Source organism: Nocardia higoensis NBRC 100133 (genome assembly GCF_000308595.1).
Lineage (GTDB): Bacteria > Actinomycetota > Actinomycetes > Mycobacteriales > Mycobacteriaceae > Nocardia > Nocardia higoensis.
In genome coordinates, this window is record NZ_BAGA01000025.1 from 1 (window position 1) to 23,614 (window position 23,614).

The following is a 23,614-nucleotide window of genomic DNA, read 5'->3' on the forward strand; positions in this document are numbered from 1 at the left end:
CCCGCGCCGACGGCATCGAGCCGCGCGCCGTGGTCGTCGACCTGCCCGTCGACGCCACCCCGGTCAAGGTGCGCCAGGCCGTGGAGCTCGTGCTCGCCCGCAACCCGATGCTGTGGGCGCGGCTGCGTCCCGCGGCCGGCGGGCGACCCGCAGGCTTCGTACTGCCGCCGACCCCGGCGCCGGAGGACCGGCCGTACTTCCGGCTCGCCGACAGCGTTCCGCTCGACGACGTGGTCGCCGCCGCCGCGGCCGCGCTCGATCCGGTCGAGGGGCGCAATATCCGGTTCGTGCACGTCGGCGCGGACGGCTCCGCCCAGCTCGTCGTGGTCGCCAACGGCTTGGTGGTCGACGATCGCGCCTGGCGGGTGCTCACCGACCAGCTGGTCGCGGCCTGGTCGCGGCCGCATTCGGCGGAAGCCGTGCGACCCGTGCCCGCCACCGGCCACGGCCCGGCGATCCTGCTGCGCGATCTCGCCGCCCGCGCCGCCGATCCGGCCGTGCACGCCGAGCTCGACTGGTGGCGCGCGGTCGCTCCGGTGAGCAGGCAGGTCCCGCGCGGGCTCGATCTCACCGCACGCTCCCGGGTCTCGCTGACCATCACCGCCGAAGGTGCTGCGGCGGTCGCCGCGACCGCCGCGGCCTATCACACCGGCGTCGGCGACGTGCTGCTCACCGCGCTCGCCCTGGCCCTGCGCACCGCCGCGGACAGCCCGGTCGCGCGGGCCACCGGCTCGGTGGTCCGCCTGCACGCCGACGCCCGCGATGCCTTCGACACCGGGGCGCGCGGCGACGCCAATGCCGACATGGTCGGCGCGTTCACCACCGGCTACCCGTTGGTGCTCGACCTGGGCGACCTCGACGTCGCCGATGCTCTCGTCGGCGGCCGGGCCGCGGGTCAGGCGCTGGCCCGGGTCAAGGAGTCGCGCCGGGCGGTGCCTTCGGGCGGCGTCGGCTACGCGTTGCTGCGCTACCTCGATCCCGGCATCGGCCTGCCCGGCCCCGGCCTGCTCCGGATGCGCTATCGCGACCTGCGGCCGGTCCGCGTGCACACCGACGCCCCCGCCGACGATCTGCTGCTCGACGTGCTCTTCGAGGCCACCGCCGCCGGCCTGCTGGCCCGCTTCGACTTCGCGTCCGCGGCCTTCACCGCCGAGCAGGTCCGCGGCTTCGCCGAACACTGGGTGCGTGCCCTCGGCGGTCTGGCCGAGCACGGTGCCCGGCCCGGCGCGGGCGGGCACACGCCCTCGGACTTCCGACTGGTGAAGCTGACCCAGGCCGACCTGGACCGGTTCGCCGAGAGCTACTCCGCCCCGGCCGATGTCTGGCCGATGACGGCGCTGCAATCCGGCATGCTGTTCCACGCGCTGCTGGCCGACGCCTCCATCGACCCGTACATGATGCAGTTCGTGCTCGACCTCGACGGCTCCGTCGACGCGGGCCGCCTGCGCGCCGCGGCCCAGGCGCTGCTCGACCGGCACGCCAACCTGCGGGTGGCCTTCGCCGATACCGCCGACGGCACCACCGTGCAGGTGGTGCCCCCGCGGGTGGACGCGCCGTGGCGGCAGATCGCGCTCGACCACCTCGACCCGGCGGTCATCGCCGCCGAGGCCGAACGGATCGAGAACGCCGAGCTGGCACAGCATTTCGATCCCAGCACCGCGCCGCTGCTGCGCTTCACCCTGCTGCGCACCTCGCCCGAGCGCTACCACCTGGTGGTCACCAGCCACCACATCCTGATCGACGGCTGGTCGGTGCCGCTGCTGCTGCGGGAACTGCTCACCGGCTACGCGTTCGGACCGCACGCGCGCGAACTCCCGCCGGTGCGGCCCTACCGCGACTACCTGCTCTGGCTGTCCCGTCAGGACCGCCAGGCGGCGCTGGCGGCCTGGCGGACGGCGCTGGCGGGCGTCACCGAGCCAACCCTGCTCGCCCCCAGGCCCGGCCACGAGATCTCCGCTGGCATCGGTGAAGCGGGCTTCGCCATGTCCACCGCCCAGACCGAGGCGCTGACCCGGCTGGCCGCGCGCGTCGGCGTCACCGTCAACACCGTGGTGCAGACGGCGTGGGCGCTGCTGATCGGTCGCAGCACCGACCGCGACGACGTGGTCTTCGGCGCCACCGTCTCCGGCAGGCCCGCCGATCTCGACGGTGTGGAGACGATGGTCGGGTTGTTCCTCAATGCCGCGCCCGTGCGGGTGCGCCTGGATCCCACCAGCAGCCTGGACGAACTGCTGCGGACCGTGCAGGATCAGCAGGCCGTGCTGCTCGACCATCATCACCTGGGGCTCAGCGAGATCCAGGAGGCGGTCGGGCTGGAGTCGCTGTTCGACTCGCTGGTCGTGTTCGAGTCCTATCCGGTCGACGCCGAGGGCCTGCGCCGGATCAGTGAGATCGACGGCATGCGGGTCAGCGGCGTGCATGTCACCGACGGCACGCACTACCCGGTGACGGTGATCGTCGCGCTCGGCGACCAGCTGCGGGTACAGGTGAAGTACCTGCGCGACCTGTTCGAACCCGAGGCCGCCCAGACGCTCGCCTCCCGGCTGGCCGCCCTGATCGGCAAGTTCGTCGCCGTGCCGCATGCCCGCGTCGGCGAGGTCGACGCGCTGCTGGCCGACGAGCGGGCCGCGCTGTTCGCCCGCAACTCGACCGTGGTGCCCGAACTCCTCGACGACGCGACCCTGCTGCGTCTGTTCGACGAACAGGTCGCCCGCACCCCGCGCGCGCGGGCGCTCATCGACGCGGACACTGTCCTCGACTACGCCGATCTCGACCGTCGCTCCCGCGTGCTGGCCACCGAGCTGGCCGATCTCGGCGTGCGACCGCGGCAGCTGGTCGCGGTCGCCATGCGCCGCAGCATCGACCTGGTGGTCGCGATCTACGCGGTGCTGCGCGCCGGCGCGGCGTACGTGCCGGTGGATCCGGACCATCCCGACGACCGCAACGAGCAGGTGCTGTCCGGTGCCGCACCGGTCTGCGTGCTGACCAGGTCCGGCGACGGATTCGGCACGAGCACCCCGATCCCCGTCGTCGACGTCGACACCCTCGAGCTCGCCGGCACGCCGCCGCATCCGGGCGTCCGGGTGCTCGCCGACGACCTGGCCTATGTCGTCTACACCTCCGGCTCCACCGGACGACCCAAGGGCGTGGCGATCACCCACCGCCAGATGGCCAACCAGTTCCGCTGGGCCCAGCTCACCCACCCGCACGACCGCGGCGACGTGGTGCTGCACAAGACGCCGATCACCTTCGACATCTCCGCCTGGGAGCTGTTCTGGCCGTTGCAGGCCGGCGCCGCCGTGGTGATCGCCGAACCCGACGGCCACCGCGACCCGGCCTACCTGGCCCGGGTGGTCGCCGAACATCGTGTCACCACGGTGCATTTCGTGCCGTCCATGCTCGACGCCTTCCTCGCCGACATCCGGCCGGGCAGGCGCACCTCGCTGCGGCGGGTGTTCGCCGCGGGCGAGGTGCTGTCCACCGAGACCGCCGCGATGTTCGCCGAGCGGCTGCCCGGCGTCGACCTGCTCAACTGGTACGGCCCCGCCGAGGCGACCGTGGTCACCGAGCACCTGGCCGACCCGGCCCAGGGTGGGGCGAGCGTGCCCATCGGCGCACCGGTCGCCAACACCCGCGTGCACGTGCTGGACCGTCAGCTGCGCCCGGTGCCCGACGGCACCGCGGGCGAGTTGTATGTCGCCGGTGTGCAATTGGCGCGCGGCTACCACGGCGCCCCCGGTCTGACCGCCGAGCGCTTCGTCGCCCGCAACGGCGGCGAGCGGATGTACCGCACCGGCGACGTGGTGCGCTGGCGTCGCGGCCCCGGCGGCCGGGCGGTGCTGGAATACCTGGGCCGCACCGACTTCCAGGTCAAGCTGCGCGGTCAGCGCATCGAGCTCGGCGAGATCGAGGCGGTGCTGCTCGGCCACCAGGCGGTGCGCCACGCCGCGGTCTCGGTCGTGCAGGCCCCCGCGGGCGAACGGCTGGTCGCCTACGTGGTCCCGGACGAGGGATCGGTCGTCGTGCCCGGCGCGCTGCTCTCGCACGCGCGGGCCGCGCTGCCGCCGTACATGGTTCCCGCCGCCGTGGTGCCGCTGTCGGAACTGCCGCTCAATGCCAGCGGCAAGCTCGACCGCAACGCCCTGCCGGTGCCCGAACTTCCGGTGCGCCCCTATCGCGCCCCCGCGACCGAGATCGAGAAGCTGCTGGCCGTGGTGTTCGCCGAGGTGCTCGAGATCGACGGCGGCCCCGGCGTGGGCCTCGACGACGATTTCTTCGAACTCGGCGGCAACTCGCTGGCCGCGACCAAGGTGGTGGCCAGGCTGCGCCAGGACGCGGAACTGGAGACCCGCGTGCAGTGGTTCTTCACCGACTCCACGGTCGCCACCCTGGCCAGGCGCATCGAGCAGGCCCGCGCCTGCGGCGTCGACTACGAACCCGGCACCGCCGACGCGCTCGGCCCGCTGCTGCCGATCCGCGGCGAGGGCAATCTGCCGCCGCTGTTCTGCTTCTACCCGATGGCGGGCCTGTCCTGGGGGTACGCGGGCCTGCTCGCGTACGTCGAGCCGACGCGCCCGGTCCTTGGCCTGCAGTCGCCCGCGTTGTCGGAACCGGACTACCTGCCCAAGTCGCTCGAGGAGATGGCGGCGCGCTGCCTGGCCGAGATCCGTTCGGTGCAGCCGTTCGGTCCCTACCACCTGGTCGGCTGGTCGCTGGGTGGTCTGCTCGCGCACGCGGTCGCCGTCTCGCTGCAGGAGGCAGGCGAGGAGGTCGCGGTGCTGGCGCTGCTCGACAGCCACCACGACATCTCCGCCGCGGACTTCCACGACGCGCTGCGTGGCGCGCTCGCCGAGATCGGCATCCAGGCCGACAACCTGCTCGGCGACGCGCCCGCCCCGTACCTGAGCGAGGACTCGCTGGCCGCCCTGCACGCGGCCATCCCGGCCGACCTGACCGCGCTCACCCCCGAGCGCCTCGGCCGGGTCTACCGCAGCGCGGTCCGCTCGGCGGAGCTCATCTCCGACTACCGTCCGGGTGTGTTCAAGGGCCGGGTCGACTACTTCAGCGCCCGCATCCTCGGCGCCAACCTGGTGCGCGGCATCGATCCGGAGACCTCGGCCACCAAGTGGCGGGCGTACGTCGCCGGGGAAGTCGTCGACCATCCGGTGCACGCCACTCACGACGAGATGACCTCCGCGCACGCCCTGGCTCAGATCGGGCCGACGCTGGCCGCGCGACTCGCCCTGGGGGTGCGGGCATCGGGTAACGGTCCCATCAGGCATGATGGCACCGCAAGGTAACGGTTCCCCCCGACGTGACGACGACACAGGCCGTAGGGGCGGGCGCGGCACACCCGTACGGCCGCGAGCGATCGGGGATGCCCGTGATCCGCTCCGTGATCCGATACGAAGTGAAGGTGCGAAATTGATTCGTCGGCAGACCCGGCGCCGCGGCTCGCGAGCCGCCGCGCTGATCGCGACCACCGCGGTGTTCGCCGGACTGATCTCCGGTCTCGGCGTCTCCTCCGCGACGGCTGATCCGATCATGGAGTCCGGCGCATTGCTGGCCGATCCCGTCGCTCCCGACGGGTCGCGGATCTCCCGCGCCGAGGTCAAGGACGATCGCAACCTGCGGCTCTACGTCCACTCCGCCGCGATGGACGAGGACGTCATCATCGACGTCCAGCGCCCCGCCGACGCCTCGGCGCCCCGGCCCACGCTGTACCTGCTCAACGGCGCGGGCGGCGGCGAGGACTCGGCGTCCTGGGTCGCCAAGTCCCACGCCCTGGAATTCCTGGCCGACAAGAACGTCAACGTCATCCAGCCCATCGGCGGCAAGTGGAGCTACTACACCGACTGGATCAAGGACGACCCGACGCTGGGCCGCAACAAGTGGAAGACCTTCTTCACCGAGGAGTTGCCCCCGCTGGTCGACGGCGCGCTCGGCACCAACGGCGTGAACGCCATCGCGGGCCTGTCCACCTCCGGCACCACTGTGCTGGCCCTGCCGATCGCCAAGCCCGGCCTGTACAAGGCCGCCGCCGCCTACAGCGGCTGCGCCCAGACCAGTGACCCGGTCGGCTCGGAGTTCATCAAGCTGACCGTGGAGACCTGGGGCGGCGGCGACGTCGAGAACATGTGGGGCCCGGTCGGCTCGGAGGAGTGGGTCAAGAACGATCCCTACGTGAATGCCGAAGGTCTGCGCGGCCTCGACCTCTACATCTCCACCGGCAACGGCGTGCCCGGCCCGTACGACACCCTCGACGGCCCCTATGCCCTGCCCGGCTCCTACGGCCTGGCCAACCAGATCATCATCGGCGGCGTCATCGAAGCGGGCACCAACTACTGCACCAACAACCTGAAGAACCGGCTGGACTCGCTCGGCATCCCGGCCACCTACAACTTCCGTCCCAACGGCACCCACTCGTGGGGCTACTGGAACGAGGAGTTCCCCAAGTCCTGGCCGGTGCTGGCCAAGGGCCTCGGCCTCTGAGCCTTGCGTCCGTTCGATCCCCCGCAGCCCCGCTCACCGACCGTGAGCGGGGCTGCGGCGTTTCCGGGCGGGGCACTCTGCGCTCACGGCACGGCGACGACTTCGCTCCAGGTCTTCCAGATGCGCGGCGCGTAGTCGGCCAGCGGCGGCACGGTGATGCCGGTGCCCGCGAGCGCGGCGGTGGTGTTCGCGCAGTCGAACCAGCAGCCGAATTCGCTGTGCTCGAGCGCGTCCTCCGGTAGGCCCACGCTCGGCAGCATCCGTTGCATACCGGGCATCCGCAGCACCTTGCGCAAGGTGTTCTTGCCCATGACCTCGACCAGGTGCGGGGCGCCCGCCTCGTCGGCGAACAGGTTCAGCGCGTCCACCGCCCGGACCCGGGCCGGATCGGTCAGATGGAAGGTGCTGTGGGTGGGCGCGGGGGAGTGGGCGAGGTGGGCGAGGGCCTCGGCGACGTAGTCGACCGGGACCATGTTGGTCTCGCCGAGCTGCGGCACCAGCACCGGCAGCAGGCGCGGCAGTTGCCCGGCCCGGCGCAGCAGCCCGAAGAACCTGCGGGTGCCCGCGTCGGACTCGTCGACCTCGCCGGTGCGGGAATGCCCGATCACGATGGCCGGGCGGTAGATGCGCCAATCGAGCCCGCTCGCGCGCACGACCCGCTCCGATTCGAAGCGCCCGCGTTGCGCGGGAGTCAGGTGCTGGCCGGTGTCGAGCATGTGCTCGGTGAAACGGCCACGGTGATCACCCGAGACGTCCACGGTCGACAGATGGTGCAGCCGGGTGGCGTTCAGTGCCCGGCTCAGCTCCACCACGCGCCGGGTCGCGGCCGGATCGAGCGCGGCGCGCCGCTCGGGACCGGCCTGTGCGCCGGGCGCCGGGAGGGCGGTCCGCGATCGGGCGGCAGTGTCGATGGGGCCGGCGGTCGCGATGTCGGCAGCCGCGGTGACGCTGTCCGCCTCGCCCGTGCCCGCGTCGGCGTGATCGATCGTGGTGGCCAGGTGGAAGACGTGCTCGACGGTTCCACGGTGCTCACGAACCCAGGCCGGCTCGATCACCCGGCCCGGCCCGGCGAGATCTCCGACCACCGGGCGGACGCGCTCGCCGCCGTCCCATCCGGCGGCGCAGCGGGCGAAGCGCTCCGCGGCATCGGCGCCGGGTCGGATCAGGACGTGGATGTCGCCGTCGCGGCGCAGCAACTCCGGAATCAGGAAGCGGCCGATGAAGCCGGTGGCGCCGGTGACGAGATATGTCATAGCCGATCAACATAGCCATCCGGCGCGGCATGCGTGTGTCCGGTGTCACAAATGTGACATGGTCGGCGGGTGTTCGCGGGCCCGAGCTACCCGTGGGCGGCCCGCGAACCACCGATCCGCCGTGCGGGCGGAAGAGGAGCCGTGCGGGCGGCTCCCGCACGGGTGTCGCGACGGGAAACTAGTCGCCGAAGACCGGCTTGCGCTTGCTCAGCATGGCGGTCGCGCCCTCGAAAAAGTCCGGCGACTGCAGCAACTCCACCTGACCGGTCTTCTCGGCTGCCAGCGTCTCGTCCAGCGCGGCCAGGGTGGCCAGGTTCAGCGCGCGCTTGGTGAGCTCGAGCGCGCGGCGCGGGCCCGCGGCGACCTTCTCGGCCACCGCTTCGACCGCCGCGTCCAATTCGGCGGCGGGCAGCACGGCGGTGAACAGGCCGGCCTTGTGGGCCTCCGTCGCGGGCAGCCGCTCGCCCAGCAGGGCCAGCCGCGCGGCCAGCGGGCGACCGGCCGCGGCGGCGACCAGCGCGGCCGCGCCACCGTCGGGCATGAGGCCGATGTTGATGAAGGCGAGCAGCAGGTAGGAGTCGTCGGCGGCGTAGACCAGGTCGGCGGCCAGCGCGATGCCGACGCCGACGCCCGCGGCCGCGCCGGTGACCTTGGCGATCACCGGGACCGGCGCGTCCACGATGGCCCGCACGAGGCGGTTGGCCGCGTCCATGATTTGATCGGGGGTGATGCCGCGCTGCGCCTCCTCCGCCGAGGAGGACAGATCGGCGCCGGTGCTGAAGTCGCCCGCCTCGCCGCTGATGACGATCGCGCGCACCGACTTGTCCTGCGCCACCTCGAGGAAGGTGTCGCCGAGCGCGACCAGCGTGTCGTAGCTGAGGGCGTTCTTGCGCTTCGGATTGGTGATCGTCACGCGCAGGATCTTGCCGTCCTTGACCGCGGAGAAGCGGCCCGCGGCCGGAGCCTCGGTCGCGGAATCGGTATTGCTCATGTGGTGCGCTCCTCATACGGGATTCGGCGGGCGCCGGTCATCGAATAGTGGTTAACTTTGCGAATTGTGGTTAACTTAAGTTGACATGTCCGGCGCTGTCAACCACGTGGCGCCGGTCCGGAACGGGAGAGGTGCATGGTCGCGGAACACGGCGAGGTCGAACTCGCGACCACGCGGCCGCGCCAGGGCAGGAGAACGACGGCCGCGAAATCCGCGGGGACGGAGACAGCGGTGGTCACGGGCAACGGCACGAATCGGGCGAACGGCGAATCCGGCGTGCGTCGCAGGCCCAAGGATCGTAAAGCCCAGATCGTGCGCGCCGCGGCCCGGGCGTTCAGCGAACGCGGCTACTACCCTGTCGGCGTCGACGAGATCGCCGCCGAGGTCGGCATCTCCGGCCCCGCGCTGTACCGGCACTTCGCCAACAAGTACGCCCTGCTCGTGGCCGCCGCCGAGAACGGCGCCCAGCAGTTGCTGCAGGTCGCGCAGGCCGCCGACGACCCGAATCTCGATCCCGAACCCCGGCTGGACGCGCTGATCAAAGCGCTCAGCGAGCACACCATCGACATCCGCCGTGAAGCCGGGCTCTACCGCTGGGAACGCCGCTATCTCGAGGTCGCCGACCGCCGCCGCATCCGCCGCGTCTACGACGACCTCAACGACACCGTCGCCGCCCCCATCGCCCGGCTGCGCCCCGGCCTCGACCAGGCCGACCTGCGCATTCTGGCGGCCTCGATGATGAGCGCCATCGCCAGCATCGCCCACCACCGCACCGCCCTGTCCGGCGCCCGGCTGCTGCCGCTGCTGCGCGACATGTGCTGGGCCGTGCTGCGCGTGGACCTGCCGCCCGCGCCGCCCCCGGTCGAGCAGGAGCCGGCGCCCCGCGGCCTGCCGATCACCTCCAAGCGCGAACAACTGCTCACCGAGGCGATCCGCATCTTCGGTCGTCAGGGCTACCACGAGGCCAGCATCGAGGAGATCGGCGCGGCCGTCGGCATCAACGCCTCCAGCGTCTACCGGTACTTCTCCAGCAAGGCCGACCTGCTCGCCGCCGCCTTCCACCGGACCGGCGACCGCGTCTCGGTGGCCATCACCGAGGCGCTGGCCGAATCCGCCAGCAGGCCCGACGCCGCGCGCCGGATCGCCGAACGCCAGGCCAAACTGACCTTCGGTATGCCGGAGATCATGCCGGTCTACTACGCCGAGTTCTCCAACCTGCCGCAGGCCGAACAACACAAGCTGCGCGCCATCCAGCGGCAGAACATCCTGGAATGGGCCAACCTGCTCGACGGCGACCCGATCGAGGCGCGCTTCCGGGTGCACGCCGCGATCGGTCAGGTCATCGACGTCGGCAGGCTGATGCGCTTCGACGCCCGTCCCGCCCAGCTCGCCCGCGTCACGGCCCTCATGGAAGCGGTCCTGCTCGGCGCCAACACGCGAGAGCCCAGCTGACTACCGCCTCCGGCCGCTGACCGTCACAGGCGGTGCTCGATGTGCCTGTGCCGGGCGGCCTGCGTGGTGACGCTGCGCTGCCGCCTCCGGCCGCTGACCGTCACAGGCGGTGTCGGATGTGCCTGTGCCGGGCGGCCTGCGTGGTGACGCTGCGCTGCCGCCTCCGGCCGCTGACCGTCACAGGCGGTGCTCGATGTGCCTGTGACGGGCGGCCTGCGTGGTGACGCTGCGCTGCCGCCTCCGGCCGCTGACCGTCACAGGCGGTGCCCGTGCCGCAGCCGGAAGATCGTCGTGGCGCGGCGCAGGTCGCGCTCATGGCGGTCGAAGGTCGTCAGGTTGACCGTGCCCCGGTACCGCTTGCGGGCGATCGAGAGCGTGCGGCTGAACTCGCGCAGCCCCTGGTCGCCGTGGCTGTGGCCCTGGCCGTACTCGCCGACGCCGCCGTAGGGCAGCGCGGGGATGCCGGTGTAGGCGGTGGCGGAGTTGATCGTCACCACCCCGACGCGCAGCCGCTCGGCGAAGGTCTCGATGTTGTGCACATCCCGGGTGAACATCGCGACCGCGACCGCGTTGCCGCCCGCGTCGACCCGTTCGGCGGCCTCCTCCATGCTCGACACCCGATTGACCACCAGCACCGGACCGATCGCCTCGCCGGTGATGGCCAGGCTGTCCTCGGGCACCTCGGCCAGCACGATCGGCTGGATGTAGGGCTCGCGGATCGATTCCAGCCCGCCGACCACCGCCCGCCCGCCCTTGGCCAGCGCGTCACGGACCTGCCTGCGCACCACCTCGGTCTGCGATTCGACGATCATCGGCCCGTAGGACGCGCGCCGGTCGGCCCCCGGCCGCAACCGCCGGGCCTGGTCGGCCACCAGGTGCAGGAAGGTGTCGTACACCGAATCGGCCACGTACGCGCGCTGGATGCCGCTGGGATTCTGGCCCGCGTTCGCCATCGCCCCGTACACCGCGGCCTCGGCGGCATCGTCGAGCTTCGCGTCGACGTGCACGATCATCGCGCCCTTGTCGTGGCGCTCGACGACCACCGGTGTCATGGTCTCCGCGCAACAGGCGATCACCTGGCGCGCGCCCTTCTCCGACCCGGCGTAGGCGATCTTGTCCACCGCGGCCCGGCACAGTGCCAGGCCCGTGCTCTCGGTACCGGTCACCGCTTGCAGCACCGGCTGCTCGGGGGCCAGCTCGCGCCAGGTCTCGGCCAGCCATACGCCCACGCCGGTGGTCAGCTCATGCGGCTTGAACACCACCGCGTTGCCCGCCGCCATCGCGTAGGTGATCGAACCCATCGGCGTGTAGACCGGGTTGTTCCACGGACCGAGCACCCCCACCACGCCGAGCGGCAGGTAGCCGACGGTGGCTTTGTGGTTGCGGGTCAGCCAGTTCCGGCCCAGGTTGCGTCTGCCCAGCGCGCGGGCGGCATTGCGCGCCGCCCAGTCCAGATTCTCGATCGCCAGCACCACCTCGACGGTGGCGTCGGCCTCCGGCTTGCCGGTCTCGGTGCAGATCAGCTCGACCAGCTCGTCCGCCCGGCGTGCGATGGAGCGCTTCCAATCCAGCAACCAGCGTTTGCGCCCGCCGAATCCCAGTCCGCCCCACCATTTCTCGGCGCTGCGGGCGGCGCGGACCGCGCGGGTGAGCTCCGCCGTGCGCTGCACCGGATACTCACCGACCGCCTCGCCGGTGCGCGGGTCGTAGGAAGTCAACACACTCGTTCGGCCAGTGCCTCCCGGATGCGCCGCCAGGCGTGGCTGCGCGGACTCGGCCATCGATCACCTCTTCGCAATGTCGTCCCGCTGACACCCCACTCGAATCGAGCCGATTTCGCGGGACGAAATACCGGCTGTCCCACCGACGAGTGAGTGACCTTGTCCCCTGGGAACCACACTATGGCCGCCGCGACCCACCCGACAAGGACGGCCGCGGCGCCCGCGCGAGGTGCGCGAACGGTGCGACCAGCGGTGATTCCCCGGGGCCCGAACCTTACTGACAAAATGTGATCAACGCCATAGTGAGGCATATGTTGTGAGCCGTGGCCATACGCGCGCGGGGTTCACCGCTCGCCCGACGTTTGAAGCGGATGCCGGTAACATCTGGCCGGGCGGTAGGGATCATCACCGCGACGTGTTCGAGCAGCCCGTTCGGCGACATCCCTCGCCGAAGGCGTAGACAGTGGAGAGTTGATGCCGAGTTCCCCCCAGGCCGAATCACCCGCAGGCGTGCCCGCGGTGATCGACCCCGCCGTCGTCGTGGAGGACGTCCACAAGTCCTTCGGCGAGGTGCACGCGTTGCGCGGTATCAGCTTCACCGCGGCCAAGGCGAGTGTGCTCGGCATCCTCGGTCCCAACGGCGCGGGCAAGACCACCACGGTCAAGGTCTTGTCGACCCTGCTGCGCCCGGACTCGGGCACCGCGATCGTCGCCGGTCACGATGTGCGCACCGACCCGGCGGGGGTGCGCCGCTCGATCATGATGACCGGCCAGTACGCCGCGCTCGACGAGAACCTCTCCGGACGCGAGAATCTCGAGCTGTTCGGCAGGCTGATGGGCTTGGGCAAGTCCGCCGCCCGCAAGCGCGCCGACACCCTGCTCGAGGAGTTCGACCTGGTCGGGGCGGGCAAGCGCGCGGTGCGCACCTTCTCCGGCGGTATGCGCAGGCGCGTCGACATCGCCTGCGGCCTGGTGGTCCGCCCCGAGGTGGTCTTCCTCGACGAGCCGACCACCGGCCTGGACCCGCGCAGCCGCCAGGGCGTGTGGGATCTGGTGACCGTCCTCAAGGATCAGGGCATCACCGTCCTGCTGACCACCCAGTACCTCGAAGAGGCCGACGTGCTCAGCGACAACATCATCGTCATCGACAAGGGCACGGTCATCGCCGAGGGCACCGCCGACCAGCTCAAGGAGCGCATCGGCGGCAGCTACTGCGAGGTCGTCCCGCTGGACCCGAAGAAGCTGAGCATCGCCGCCTACGCGCTGGGCGACCTGGTGCCCGCCGCGGTGCTGGCCGAAGCCGAGTCCGGCACCGGCGGCGAGCGCTTGTCGATCCCCGCTCCCGACGGCGCGGCCACTCTCGCCGAAGCGCTGCGCAGGCTCGACTCGGCCGGCATCGAACTGGCCGACATCGCGTTGCGCAGGCCCTCCCTCGACGACGTCTTCCTCTCCATCACCGGCCATTCGGGCGGCCACGCGTGACCGCCGTCGCCGAGTCCGCCCGCACCGACCTGTTCGCCGAACTGCCGCAGGCCGAGCCCTCGTCGTTCGCCCAGTGGCGTGCGCTCACCGGCCGTGTGGTGTGGACGATGGCCACCAAGGGCGAACTGGCCGTCGCGTTGATCACCCCGCTGGTCTTCACCCTCGGCTTCTATCTGCCGCTGCGGTATGTGATGAAGTTCCAGGGCATCGACTACGCGCAGTTCGTGATGCCGATCATCGTGCTGCAGACCATGTCGGTCACCATGCTCTCCAATGCCCAGCTGGCCGCTTTCGAGGCGCTGACCGGGCTGAGCACGCGTTTGCAGACCATGCCGATCGGCACGCTGGTGCCGTTGGTCTCGCGCATCAGCGCCGGTCTCGTGCGCTCGCTGACTTCGCTGGTAGGCGCCCTGCTTTTCGGTCACCTCATCGGTTTCCGGTTCGAAGCCGGCGTAGGGCAGGCCGTGCTCTTCTGCGCCTTCTCGGTGGCGGTCGGCACCGTGCTCGCGGTCGGCGCCGACGGTCTGGGCAGCCTGACCAAGAGTCCTCAGCAGCTCAGCCAGGCGCTCACCTTGCCCACGCTGATCTTCGGCATGCTCTCCTGCGGGTTCGTCCCGGAACGCAACTTCCCCGAATGGATCCAGCCGTTCGTGCGCAACCAGCCGATCTCGCAGTTCTCCTTCGCGTTGCGCGATATGGCCGCGGACGGTGTGAGCTGGGGCGTGTTCTGGGTGCCGTTGGCGTGGGTCATCGGTTTGGCAGTGGTGTTCACCCCGTTCGCGGTGTGGGCGAGTGTGAGGCGGGCATGAGTTCGGTGCAGACCACAGCGACGATCGCGGCGACAGCACCCGAGGAGGCGAGCGCGACGAGTGAGCAGCCGCGGACCGAGGGCTTCCAGCGGCTGCCCTCGGTGCCCGCGCGGCCGGAGAACTCGCCGGCCACCTGGGCTCGGCACAGTCTGCTGCAGTGCAAACGACTGCTGATCGGCTGGATGCGCGATCCCGCGACCACCATTCAGACATTGGTCTATCCGGCCGCCACCTTGCTGATGTTCAAGATCGTGCTCGGCAATGCCATCTCCTCGGCCACCGGTATGCCCTCCGTCTACGGCCAGGTGCCGATGATCTGCCTGGTCGCGGCCATGTCGGGCGCGGTGGTCAGCGCGCTCGGCTTCAAGGAGGAGAAGGCCACCGGCTTGCTCGCGCGCTTCCACACCATGCCGATGAACCGGGCCGCGGGCCTGACCGGCCGACTGCTGGCCGAAGCCGTCCGTGTGCTCATCACCACGGTGTTCGTCCTCGCCGTCGGTCTGACGCTCGGCTTCCGGTTCGAGCAGGGTCCGGTGGCCGCGATCGCGCTGATCGGCATCCCGGTGCTGTTCGGCGTCGGCTTCGCGGTGCTGGTCACCGCGCTGGCCACGCTGACCGAGGGCGTGCTGCTGGTGAGCGTCATCGGCATCATCAACACGCTGCTGATGTTCTTCAACACCGGCTTCGTCCCCGTCTTCGCCTACCCCACCTGGCTGCAGGACGTGGTCGCCAACCAGCCGATGAGCACCGCCATCGATGCCATGCGCGGGCTCTCCTACGGCGGTCCGGTCGCCGAGCCGCTGCTGAAGACGCTGGCCTGGACGATCGGTCTGATCGTCGTCTTCGCCTGGCCCGCGATACGCGGCTACCGGCGCGCCGCCGAGTCCAGCTGAGTTCTCCGCCGGACACCGGCCCGGACCGAACGAGCCCGGCCGACGCACCACCATTCAGGTGCGTCGGCCGGGCTCGACGTTTCCCGGACCTCGGCCGGCCCGGCGCCACCCGGCCCCGCGCCGGCCCGAGCGCACCGGCTCGACGTGCGGCTCAGTCCAGCTCCGGCGCCTTCTCCCGGGCGGGCTCGAATCCGTACCCGACCCAGCGATCGCGGTTGGTCCACCCGACCAGGTCGTAGCGCCAGCGGAACGGCCAGGTGTGCGCGACGGTGTTGAACAGCACCGCACCCAGCGCGGTGTAGTCGGCGTGCGCCGACAGCAGCGCGTGCTGCCCCCGCTCGGATTCGGTGAAGAAGGCCTCGAACATGGAGATCGACTGCTCGGTGGTCAACCGGCCCAGCCCGTAGAGTCCGCGCATCCGCATCCAGTACACAAGCCTGGCCTGCCACGGCCACAGCGCCGCGACCGGATCCCGCCCCTGCTGCACCGCCCGCACCGCGGTATCCACCAGCGCCAGCGAATCGGCCACGCTGTAGCCGGTGCAGGGGTGCATCATCCCGCCGCGCGACCCGAACTCGACCGCCCGCGCGGTGCCCCTGCGCGGCGGTGGCTGATCCAGCGGGTAGTGCGCCGCCTCGGTCGGCTCGTCCCCGGACAGCCGGATCCCGTGCGCCGCCAGCCGGGCCAGCGTGCGTTTGCGCAGCACGTGCTGCGGCATCCCGCCCCGCAACCCGAGGCTGGTCTCCTCGAAGATCACCGTGCCGTCCCCGAGCGGCACCGAATACAGGAACGAGGGCGGCTCGTCCGGCCCCGCCCCGTTCTCCGGCCGCCAGTCCAGCAGCAGTCCCTCACCCGCGGCCACCATCGGCGCGGCGGTCTCCTCGTCGACGAAGATCCCGTGCGCGCTGGCCGCCCGTCGCTGCCCGGTCGTCGGCAGCCCCCTGGTGTCGAACACCGTCGCCGCCCGCACCACGGTCCCGTCGCCGAGTTCCACCTCGTGCGCGTCCACTCGCGTCGCGCGCCCGGCGACCACGGTGGCGTCCTCGAGCGACAGCGCGTCGAACAAGCCCTGCTTGGACAGCACCGCGTAGGGCCGCTCGATCCGGTGCTCGGTCTTCGTCCACACCACCGGCGTCTCGATCCGGCTGGCGATCACCTCTCGCGGCAGCCAGTCCGGCAGTTCGTCGATCCAGCAGGAGAAGGTCGGCGGGAACAGCCGCTCGGGCCGCGGGTCGATCGCGGTCACGGTCATCCCCGCCCGCATCGCCCGATGCGCCAGCGCCCGGCCGGTCGGACCGAGGCCGACCACACAGATGTCGACTTCCCTGTCGCCATTGCTCATGAATGCATCAAATCGGACACACCGTCCGAGCGCAAACACGCTCCCGCGAGTGGGCGTCAGCCCCGACGGAGACGCCGGCGTCACCGGGTGGCGAGTTCGCCGTGCCCCACATTCACGATGCCCCCGGTGCGCATCCGCGCGGCTCGGCGTCGATGGCCGCAGTCGCGCGGTTCGGCTCGGGCTTCTGCGGAACGGAACAGGGGTTCGGGGGATCACGGTCACTCCGGACCGGGATTTGTCCAGCTCATCTACAGATCGCAGCTCAGGAGTCAAGAGCCCCTCGATTTAAAACTGCACTGAGGCAAAACATTCATGATGAGGTATCGCCTGGCTACCTTCGATTCGAGCGATCGAGCCCCGCTGCCCCGGGCACGCGGACGAACCGCGTTGCGTCGGAAGCGGTGCCGGTCGTCGTCGACCCGGATGTGTTCGACGGTTCGTGCATTACCTCTGCCAAACCCGGAAAACGGTGCGACCGAGATGGATTCACGGCCGTGTCGACGCAGTTCGAGTCGTCGACCCGTGCCTGCACTCGGCAGGTCGTGTGCGAAAGGAGTCGGTAGTGGCAGTCGGGCGTAGGAGAGGGGGCTGGCGGGTCGCGGTGGCCGCCACGCTGGTGGCGCTGCTGGCGACCGCCTGCGGCGGCGGTGGATCATCCGCCGGAAACGGTTCCGGTGAGCCGCAATCCGGCGGAACACTCAACATCGGGCTGTCTGCCGACAACAACGGCATCGATGCGGCCGTGGTCAACCAGGTGTGGCGGACCGTCGCCCGGGCGCTGTCGGACTCGCTGGTGTTCTACAACCCCGACACCAAGGAACTCGAGCCGTGGCTGGCGACCAGGTGGGATGTCACCGATGCCCGCGTCTACCACTTCGAACTGCGTCAGGACGTGACCTTCCACGACGGCACCAAGCTGACCGGTGACGTGGTGAAGAAGAATCTCGAAGGCCTCAACCGGCCGGGCATCCACTCCAGCGCCAAGACGATCGTCGAGGGCATCCGCCAGATCACCGTGCCCTCGGAGTACGAGGTCGTCGTCGAGTTCGAGAAGCCCAACGCGGCCTTCCTGACCAGCTTGTCCCGCGCCCACGCGGGGATCGTGTCGGAGAAGACCGCGGCGCTGCCCGTGGCCGAGCGGCAGAAGTGGATCGACGGCTCGGGCCCGTTCTACCTGGAAAAATACGTCCCCAACCAGCAGATCGTGCTGAAGAAGCGCCCCGAGTACAACTGGGCGCCCGCCTTCTTCGGCCGCTCGGGACCGGCCTACGTCGACGAGGTGGTCTACAAGATCATCCCCGAGGACTCGGTCCGCAACGGCGCCGTCATGGGCGGCGACGAACTGCAGTTCATCTACTGGGTCAACGGCAAGTACGTGGACCAGCTGAAGGCGGCCGGCCTGACGATCTCCGAGACGCTCAATCCCGCCACGGGCACCGAGCTGCCGGTGAACACCTCCTCGAAGTTCCTCCAGGACGTGCGCGTGCGGCAGGCGCTGCAGATCGGTGTCGACCGGGACGAGTACGTCAAGATCGTCTCCAACGGCCATGATCGTCCGGCCAAGGGCCCGCTGAGCGAGTCGAACCCGTACTTCACCGATGTCAGCCAATACCTGAAGTACGACCCCGAGCGCGCGGTGCAGCTGCTCGAGGAGGCCGGCTGGAACACCGTCGGTTCCGACGGCATCCGCGTCAACGCCGCGGGCGAGCGGCTCAGCCTGCGCGGTCCCCAGGACACCGCGGGCTGGCAGGTGCTGCAGAGCCAGTGGCGCGAGATCGGCGTCGACCTGGTGCTCGATCCACCGCTGGCCGCCGAGGCGAATCAGAAGCTGCTCTCCGGCGAGTACGACATCGCCTACTGGTACCACTCGACGCCCGACCCGGATGTGCTGCGGGCCAACTACGGCAAGACGACCGGTTCCAACCGATCCTTCCTGCCCGACGGCACCGAGGTCGACAAGCTGCTCCAGGAACAGAACACCGTGCTGGACAAGGCGGCTCGCCAGCAGATCGTCGACAAGGCGGCTCGCGAGCTCGTCGAGCAGGCCTACGTGATCCCCGTGGTCAACGACGTCGACATCTGGGCGTACCAGCCCAGCCTGCACGGCATCCAGGCCGTCGGTCTGGACCAGTACCTGTACAACGCCTGGCTCGAACAGTAGGCGTGCGATGGAGATGGTGAGGTACGCCCTGCGGCGGCTGGCCTACGCGGTGGTCGTCGTCTGGGGCGCGTTCACAGGAGCGTTCTTCCTGCTGTATATCGTGCCTGGCGATGCCGCGGGCGGCCTCACCTTGGGCGCGGACGGCGGTGACGTCGAGAAGGTGCTGGCCGAGCAGCGTGAGCTGCTCGGCCTGAACCGGCCGCTGTACGTGCAATATTTCGACGCGCTCGGCGGGGCGCTGCGCGGCGACTTCGGTGACAGCATCTACCAGCGCCGCCCCGCCACCGACATCTTCTTCGAATCCTTCGGCCAGACACTGCAACTGGCGTTCCTCGGGCTGCTGCTCGCGGTGCTCATCGGTGTCACCTTGTCGGTGGTGATCGAGCTGATCGACTGGAAGTGGGCGCGCGAACTGCTGATCTCGCTTCCGCCGGTGGCGGTTTCGCTTCCGCCGTTCATCGTCGCGCTGGTGCTCGTGCAGGTCTGCGCGTTCCAGCTGCACTGGATCAAGGCATTCGGCGACAAGACCTGGCTGGGGCTGCTGATCGCCTCGCTGTCCATCGCCGTCGCGGGCGGCGGTCAGATCTCCCAGCTGCTGACGGTCAACCTGCGCGCGGCGCTCACCTCGCCCTACATCGAGACCGCGCGCAACTGGGGCCTGAGCCGGTTCGACCTGGTCGTGCGGCACGCACTGCGCGCCGCGGCGCTGCCGGTGGTGACCGCGCTGGGCACCACCATCGGCGTCATGGTCGGCGGCACCGTCCTCACCGAGACCGTGTTCTCCCGGCTCGGCGTCGGCAGGCTCATCGTCGACGCCGTCGACGGGCGCGACATGCCCATCGTGCTCGTCGCGGTGACCGCGAGCGCACTGATCTTCGTCACGGTCAACCTGGTCGTCGATCTGATCTACCCGGTCATCGACAAGCGAATTCGATTGGACGCCCGATGAGTCTTCTCGATGCCCGTCCCGCCGCACCCGCGGTACGGACCGACGGCGCGGCGGCCGTGCGCCCGTGGCGCGGCAGGGCGGCCGGAGCCGCGCTCTGGCTGCGGCACATCGCGGGATCTCCGAGCCTGCTGCTCGCCTACGTGTGGGTGGCGCTGATGCTCGCGGCGGCGGTCGCGCCTCGCCTGTTCACCTCACGTGACCCGCTGGCCCAGGACGCCGACGCGCTGCTGGTCGCCCCGAGCCTGTCGCATCCCTTCGGCACCGACGATCTCGGCCGCGACCAGTTCACCCGCATGGTGCACGGCACCTCGCTCTCGGTCCAGGCCGCGGTGATCGCGGTGCTGATCGGGCTGGTGAGCGGCGCGCTGATCGGGCTCGTCGCCGGAGCGGTGGGCGGCTGGGTGGACAGCGTGCTCATGCGCGTCATGGACATCATGCTCGCGGTCCCCAGCCTCATCGTCTCGCTGGCCATCATTTCCGCGCTCGGGCAGGGCGTGGTCAACATCGCGGTGGCCATCGGCATCAACAGCACCGCCGGATTCGCCCGGCTGATGCGCTCGGAGGTGCTGAAGGTGGCGGGCTCGAAGTACGTCGAGGCCTCGGTGTTCGCCGGGCACGGCTACGCCTATCGCCTGCTCCGGCACGTGGTGCCCAACGCGTCGCGGTCGGTCCTGGCCGCCGCCACCATGGAGATCGGCTCGGCGATCCTCACCGTCGCCGCGCTGAGCTTCCTCGGCCTGGGCGCCCCGCCGCCCACGCCCGAATGGGGCCTGCTCGTCTCCGAAGGCCGCACGTTCATCGCCACCCAGTGGTGGTTGAGCCTGCTGCCGGGACTCGTCATCACCCTCTCGGTCGTCGCGGTCTACCGGATCGGCCGATCACTGAACCGCGGGAGAACAAGTGTCGTCGCCTGACCCGACCGTGTCCGATAAGGGCGCGCTGTTGAACCTGCACGAGGTCGCCGTCGATTTCGACGTGCCCGGCCGTCCCTCGGCCCGCGTCGTCGACGGGGTGAGCCTGAGCCTGCGCGCGGGTCAGGTGCTCGCGCTCGTGGGCGAATCCGGCTCGGGCAAGTCCACTCTCGCGCGCACGGTCACCGGCACGCTCGCCGAGAACGGGCGGGTCGCGGCCGGCCGCGTCGAGTTCGACGGCAGGCGGCTCAACGGTCTGCCCGAGAAGCAGTACCGGGCGATCCGCGGCCGGGACATCGGCTACATCCCGCAGGACGCGCTGCTCGGCCTGAATCCGCTGCTGCCGGTCGGCGTGCAGGCGGGCGAGCCGCTGCGCGCGCACGGCCTGGCGAACAAGGCCGAGCGGCGCGAGCGCGTCGTCGACCTGTTCGGCAAGGTCGGGCTGCGCAATCCCGAGAAGATCTTCCGCTCGTACCCGCACGAGCTGTCCGGCGGTATGTGCCAGCGCGTGCTCATCGCCGCGGCCATGTCGACCGGACCGAAACTGCTGGTCGCGGACGAGCCGACCACGGCGCTCGATGTGACTGTGCAGAAACGGATCCTGGACCTGCTGAGCCACCTGGTGGCCGAGGAAGATCTGGCGATCCTGCTCATCACCCACGATCTGGGCGTCGCGGCCGAGCGTGCCGACGAGATCGCGGTGCTGAAGGACGGACGGCTGGTGCGCTCGGGACGGGCCGCCGAAGTCATCGCGGCGCCGGGGGACGCCTACACCACCGCGCTGCTGAATTCGTCGTCGTTCGGCTTCTCCGGAACCGAGGCCGCGGCGCAGCGACAGCGGCTGCGCGCCGAGGACAGCGGTGCCGACCCGTCCGAGGGCGAACCACCGGTGGTCGTCCGCGCGGTGGATGTCCGCAAGACGTTTCCCGCACAGCGTGGCCGGGACACGGTGACCGCGGTCGCCGACGCCTCCTTCGAGGTGCGGCGTGGCACCACCCTGGGCATCGTCGGCGAATCCGGTTCCGGCAAGACCACTCTGGTGCGCCTGTTGGCCGGCTTGGCCGCCCCCGACTCCGGCACCATCGAGGTGGCGGGGGAGAAGGTGGTCCACCATCGCCGCGGCGCGGGCCAGGCCGCGCTGTACCGCAAGGTGCAGATGGTCTACCAGGACCCGTTCGCCTCACTGAATCCGCGCGCGACCGTGCGCGCCATCATCGAAGAACCGTTGCGCGGCCACAAGATCGGCGATGCCGGGCAACGCCGCAGGCGTGTCGACGAACTGCTCGAGGTCACCGGTCTGCCCGCGGAGATCGCCGACCGCTACACCGCCGAACTGTCCGGCGGTCAGCGGCAGCGGGTCGCGATCGCCCGTGCGCTCGCTCCCGATCCGGAGCTGGTGATCCTGGACGAGCCCGTCTCGGCGCTCGACGTCACGGTCCAGCGCCAGATCCTCGACTTGCTGGCCTCGCTGCAGCGCAGGTTCTCGCTGACCTATGTCTTCATCTCCCACGACCTGGGGGTGATCGCCGAGGTATCCGACCAGATCCTCGTCCTGCACCACGGCGACATCGTCGAGCGCGGCGACGCCGCGGACATTCTCGCTTCTCCGGAGACCGACTACGTCAAGGAACTGCTCGCCTCCATTCCTGGCGCGGGCTCCGCGACCGTCTCCGTCTGATCCGTCGAAAGGAATTCACGTGGGCTCCCCCGCGAAACGCGAACTGCACCTGGGTTACATGTATTGGCTCAACGGCACCCACTGGGGCGGCTGGCGACTGCCCGAGGCGCCCACCGCGAACGCCTTCGAACTCGACTACGCGGCGAAAGCGGCGAAACTGGTGGAGGACGCGAAGTTCGACTTCTTCTTCCTCGGTGACACGCTGCCCGGTGACGTGTTCAAAGAACACTGGAGCACCACCCACAACGCGGGCAGGCTCGAGCCGTTCACACTGGCCTCGCAGTTGGCGCTGCAGACCTCCAAGATCGGTCTGGTCGTCACCGCGCACCCCACCTACTACGAGCCCTACATCCTGGCCAGACTCACCGCCTCGCTCGATCACCTCAGCAAGGGCAGGTTGTCCTGGAACGTCGTGCTCGGCGCGTCCGACCTGGCCGCCCAGAACTTCAGCCTGCCCGACCTGGGCGGCGAACGCCGCTACGCGCGGGCCGACGAGTTCATCCGGGTGATCCGGCGGCTCTGGGACAGCATCGAGGACGGCGCCTACCTCCAGGACAAGAAGTCCGGCAGCTACCTCGATCCGACCAAGGTCCATCGGCTCGAGCACAAGGGCGAGTTCTTCCAGGTCGCGGGCACCCTGCCGATGGCGCGGCCGCCACAGGGGCAGATTCCGCTGCTGTACGCGGGCGCGTCCGAACTGTCGCGGGAACTGACCGCCCGCCACTGCGAACTGAACTTCACCGGTCCGGCGAGCATCGAGGACTCGATCGAGTTCAACACCGATGTGCGCGCCAGGGCTCGCCGCATCCACGGCCGCGATGTCCCGATCTTCTTCCTGCCCGGCATCTCGCCGATCATCGGGGAGACCAGGGCCGACGCCGTGGACATCTTCGAACGGCTCAATGCCGGGCTGCCGCTGGACGACGACCCGGTGGAAGGCGATCAGGACGAGCAGTTCTGGACCAGCGAGGCGTGGACCGCGATCCAGCAGTCCCCGCGCGGTCCCCTGCCGCTGGGCGTGCGCAGCCTGCGCTCGCTGTCGGAGCGGATCGGCGTCGATCTGCGCCCCGGCGGCCTCGACGCTGTCATCACTGCCGAGACCGCGGCCGAGTTCAACGAGTTCGGCCGCACGCTGCTCGCGGGTGTCGAGGCGCGCACCGATCGCACCGTCGCCGCGGGCGCGGTGCGCGCGGGCGATCTGCTGCGCAATGCCATCGGCGGGGGTTTCCCCCAGGTCATCGGCACCGCGCAGGATGTGGCCGACCGGCTCATCGAGTGGTTCGACCGCGGCGCCGCCGACGGCTTCAACATCAATTCGCCCTACATGTGGGACCAGCTGGAGCGGTTCACCTCTCAGGTGGTGCCGATCCTGCAGGACAAGGGCGTCTTCCGCACCGAGTACACCACCGACACCTTCCGCGGCCACTTCGGGTTGCCGGTGCCGCCCAACCAGTTCGCCACCAACTCCTAGCGAGATCAG

The 23,614-nt window shown here is 70.3% G+C and carries 15 protein-coding genes; 11 read left to right on the forward strand and 4 right to left on the reverse strand.

The window, feature by feature from the left end:
- Positions 1-5,300 (forward strand): non-ribosomal peptide synthetase (locus ON26_RS03310; protein ID WP_157171769.1); only part of this gene is annotated, 5,300 nt, incomplete at its 5' end.
- Between the two features lie 169 nt (positions 5,301-5,469).
- A complete protein-coding gene (locus ON26_RS03315) occupies positions 5,470-6,492 on the forward strand; it encodes an alpha/beta hydrolase (RefSeq protein ID WP_040794510.1) in 1,023 nt (340 codons plus the stop codon).
- Positions 6,493-6,575: 83 nt separating this feature from the next.
- Here the strand turns inward: ON26_RS03315 and ON26_RS03320 are convergent, their stop codons facing one another.
- Together ON26_RS03320 and ON26_RS03325 are read right to left on the reverse strand one after the other, a co-directional pair.
- On the reverse strand, positions 6,576-7,745 hold the full coding sequence (locus ON26_RS03320) for an SDR family oxidoreductase (RefSeq protein WP_051026606.1): 1,170 nt from the start codon (positions 7,743-7,745) through the stop codon (positions 6,576-6,578).
- 178 nt (positions 7,746-7,923) lie between these two features.
- Complete coding sequence (locus ON26_RS03325) at positions 7,924-8,736, reverse strand: enoyl-CoA hydratase-related protein (RefSeq protein ID WP_040794468.1); 813 nt, start codon at positions 8,734-8,736, stop codon at positions 7,924-7,926.
- 135 nt (positions 8,737-8,871) lie between these two features.
- Between ON26_RS03325 and ON26_RS03330 the strand changes: the two genes are divergently transcribed.
- A complete protein-coding gene (locus ON26_RS03330; protein ID WP_083883696.1) occupies positions 8,872-10,188 on the forward strand; it encodes a TetR/AcrR family transcriptional regulator in 1,317 nt (438 codons plus the stop codon).
- Between the two features lie 254 nt (positions 10,189-10,442).
- Here the strand turns inward: ON26_RS03330 and ON26_RS03335 are convergent, their stop codons facing one another.
- Positions 10,443-11,969 carry an aldehyde dehydrogenase family protein gene (locus tag ON26_RS03335; protein WP_083883697.1) on the reverse strand — a complete coding sequence of 509 codons (1,527 nt, stop codon included), beginning with the start codon at positions 11,967-11,969 and terminating at the stop codon, positions 10,443-10,445.
- Positions 11,970-12,383: 414 nt separating this feature from the next.
- Here ON26_RS03335 and ON26_RS03340 point away from each other — a divergent pair, with 414 nt between their 5' ends.
- Genes ON26_RS03340 through ON26_RS03350 form a run of 3 tightly spaced genes read left to right on the forward strand, consistent with a single transcriptional unit; the run spans position 12,384 to position 15,093 of the window.
- On the forward strand, positions 12,384-13,391 hold the full coding sequence (locus ON26_RS03340; RefSeq protein ID WP_085998942.1) for an ATP-binding cassette domain-containing protein: 1,008 nt from the start codon (positions 12,384-12,386) through the stop codon (positions 13,389-13,391).
- Positions 13,388-14,200 carry an ABC transporter permease gene (locus ON26_RS03345; RefSeq protein WP_040794471.1) on the forward strand — a complete coding sequence of 271 codons (813 nt, stop codon included), beginning with the start codon at positions 13,388-13,390 and terminating at the stop codon, positions 14,198-14,200. The genes ON26_RS03340 and ON26_RS03345 overlap by 4 nt, the downstream gene beginning before the upstream one ends.
- Positions 14,197-15,093 carry an ABC transporter permease gene (locus tag ON26_RS03350; protein ID WP_040794513.1) on the forward strand — a complete coding sequence of 299 codons (897 nt, stop codon included), beginning with the start codon at positions 14,197-14,199 and terminating at the stop codon, positions 15,091-15,093. The genes ON26_RS03345 and ON26_RS03350 overlap by 4 nt, the downstream gene beginning before the upstream one ends.
- Before the next feature lie 151 nt (positions 15,094-15,244).
- On the opposite strand, the gene ON26_RS03355 is transcribed toward ON26_RS03350, so the two are convergent.
- The gene (locus ON26_RS03355; protein WP_040794472.1) at positions 15,245-16,435 is read right to left on the reverse strand and encodes a lycopene cyclase family protein; all 1,191 of its coding nucleotides are present in this window, start codon (positions 16,433-16,435) and stop codon (positions 15,245-15,247) included.
- Positions 16,436-16,997: 562 nt separating this feature from the next.
- On the opposite strand from ON26_RS03355, the gene ON26_RS03360 reads away from it, so the two are divergent.
- Genes ON26_RS03360 through ON26_RS03380 form a run of 5 tightly spaced genes read left to right on the forward strand, consistent with a single transcriptional unit; the run spans position 16,998 to position 23,605 of the window.
- Entirely contained in the window at positions 16,998-18,596 is a 1,599-nt protein-coding gene (locus ON26_RS03360; RefSeq protein WP_157171770.1) for an ABC transporter substrate-binding protein, read from the forward strand.
- Positions 18,597-18,603: 7 nt separating this feature from the next.
- On the forward strand, positions 18,604-19,545 hold the full coding sequence (locus ON26_RS03365) for an ABC transporter permease (RefSeq protein WP_083883699.1): 942 nt from the start codon (positions 18,604-18,606) through the stop codon (positions 19,543-19,545).
- On the forward strand, positions 19,542-20,459 hold the full coding sequence (locus ON26_RS03370) for an ABC transporter permease (protein WP_040794474.1): 918 nt from the start codon (positions 19,542-19,544) through the stop codon (positions 20,457-20,459). Before ON26_RS03365 ends, ON26_RS03370 begins: the two co-directional genes overlap by 4 nt.
- Positions 20,460-20,466: 7 nt before the next feature.
- The gene (locus ON26_RS03375) at positions 20,467-22,134 is read left to right on the forward strand and encodes a dipeptide ABC transporter ATP-binding protein (RefSeq protein ID WP_040794515.1); all 1,668 of its coding nucleotides are present in this window, start codon (positions 20,467-20,469) and stop codon (positions 22,132-22,134) included.
- 19 nt (positions 22,135-22,153) lie between these two features.
- Positions 22,154-23,605: an NtaA/DmoA family FMN-dependent monooxygenase gene (locus ON26_RS03380; protein WP_040794475.1), complete on the forward strand. Its 1,452-nt coding sequence runs from the start codon at positions 22,154-22,156 to the stop codon at positions 23,603-23,605.
- Positions 23,606-23,614 lie beyond the last annotated feature (9 nt).

Excerpts from the sequence above, each read along its gene's own strand:
- ON26_RS03320 (WP_051026606.1), bottom strand. The coding sequence starts at position 7,745 with ATGACATATCTCGTCACCGGCGCCACCGGCTTCATCGGCCGCTTCCTG.
- ON26_RS03325 (WP_040794468.1), bottom strand. The coding sequence starts at position 8,736 with ATGAGCAATACCGATTCCGCGACCGAGGCTCCGGCCGCGGGCCGCTTC.
- ON26_RS03330 (WP_083883696.1), top strand. The coding sequence starts at position 8,872 with ATGGTCGCGGAACACGGCGAGGTCGAACTCGCGACCACGCGGCCGCGC.
- ON26_RS03335 (WP_083883697.1), bottom strand. The coding sequence starts at position 11,969 with ATGGCCGAGTCCGCGCAGCCACGCCTGGCGGCGCATCCGGGAGGCACT.
- ON26_RS03340 (WP_085998942.1), top strand. The coding sequence starts at position 12,384 with ATGCCGAGTTCCCCCCAGGCCGAATCACCCGCAGGCGTGCCCGCGGTG.
- ON26_RS03350 (WP_040794513.1), top strand. The coding sequence starts at position 14,197 with ATGAGTTCGGTGCAGACCACAGCGACGATCGCGGCGACAGCACCCGAG.
- ON26_RS03355 (WP_040794472.1), bottom strand. The coding sequence starts at position 16,435 with ATGAGCAATGGCGACAGGGAAGTCGACATCTGTGTGGTCGGCCTCGGT.
- ON26_RS03365 (WP_083883699.1), top strand. The coding sequence starts at position 18,604 with ATGGAGATGGTGAGGTACGCCCTGCGGCGGCTGGCCTACGCGGTGGTC.
- ON26_RS03370 (WP_040794474.1), top strand. The coding sequence starts at position 19,542 with ATGAGTCTTCTCGATGCCCGTCCCGCCGCACCCGCGGTACGGACCGAC.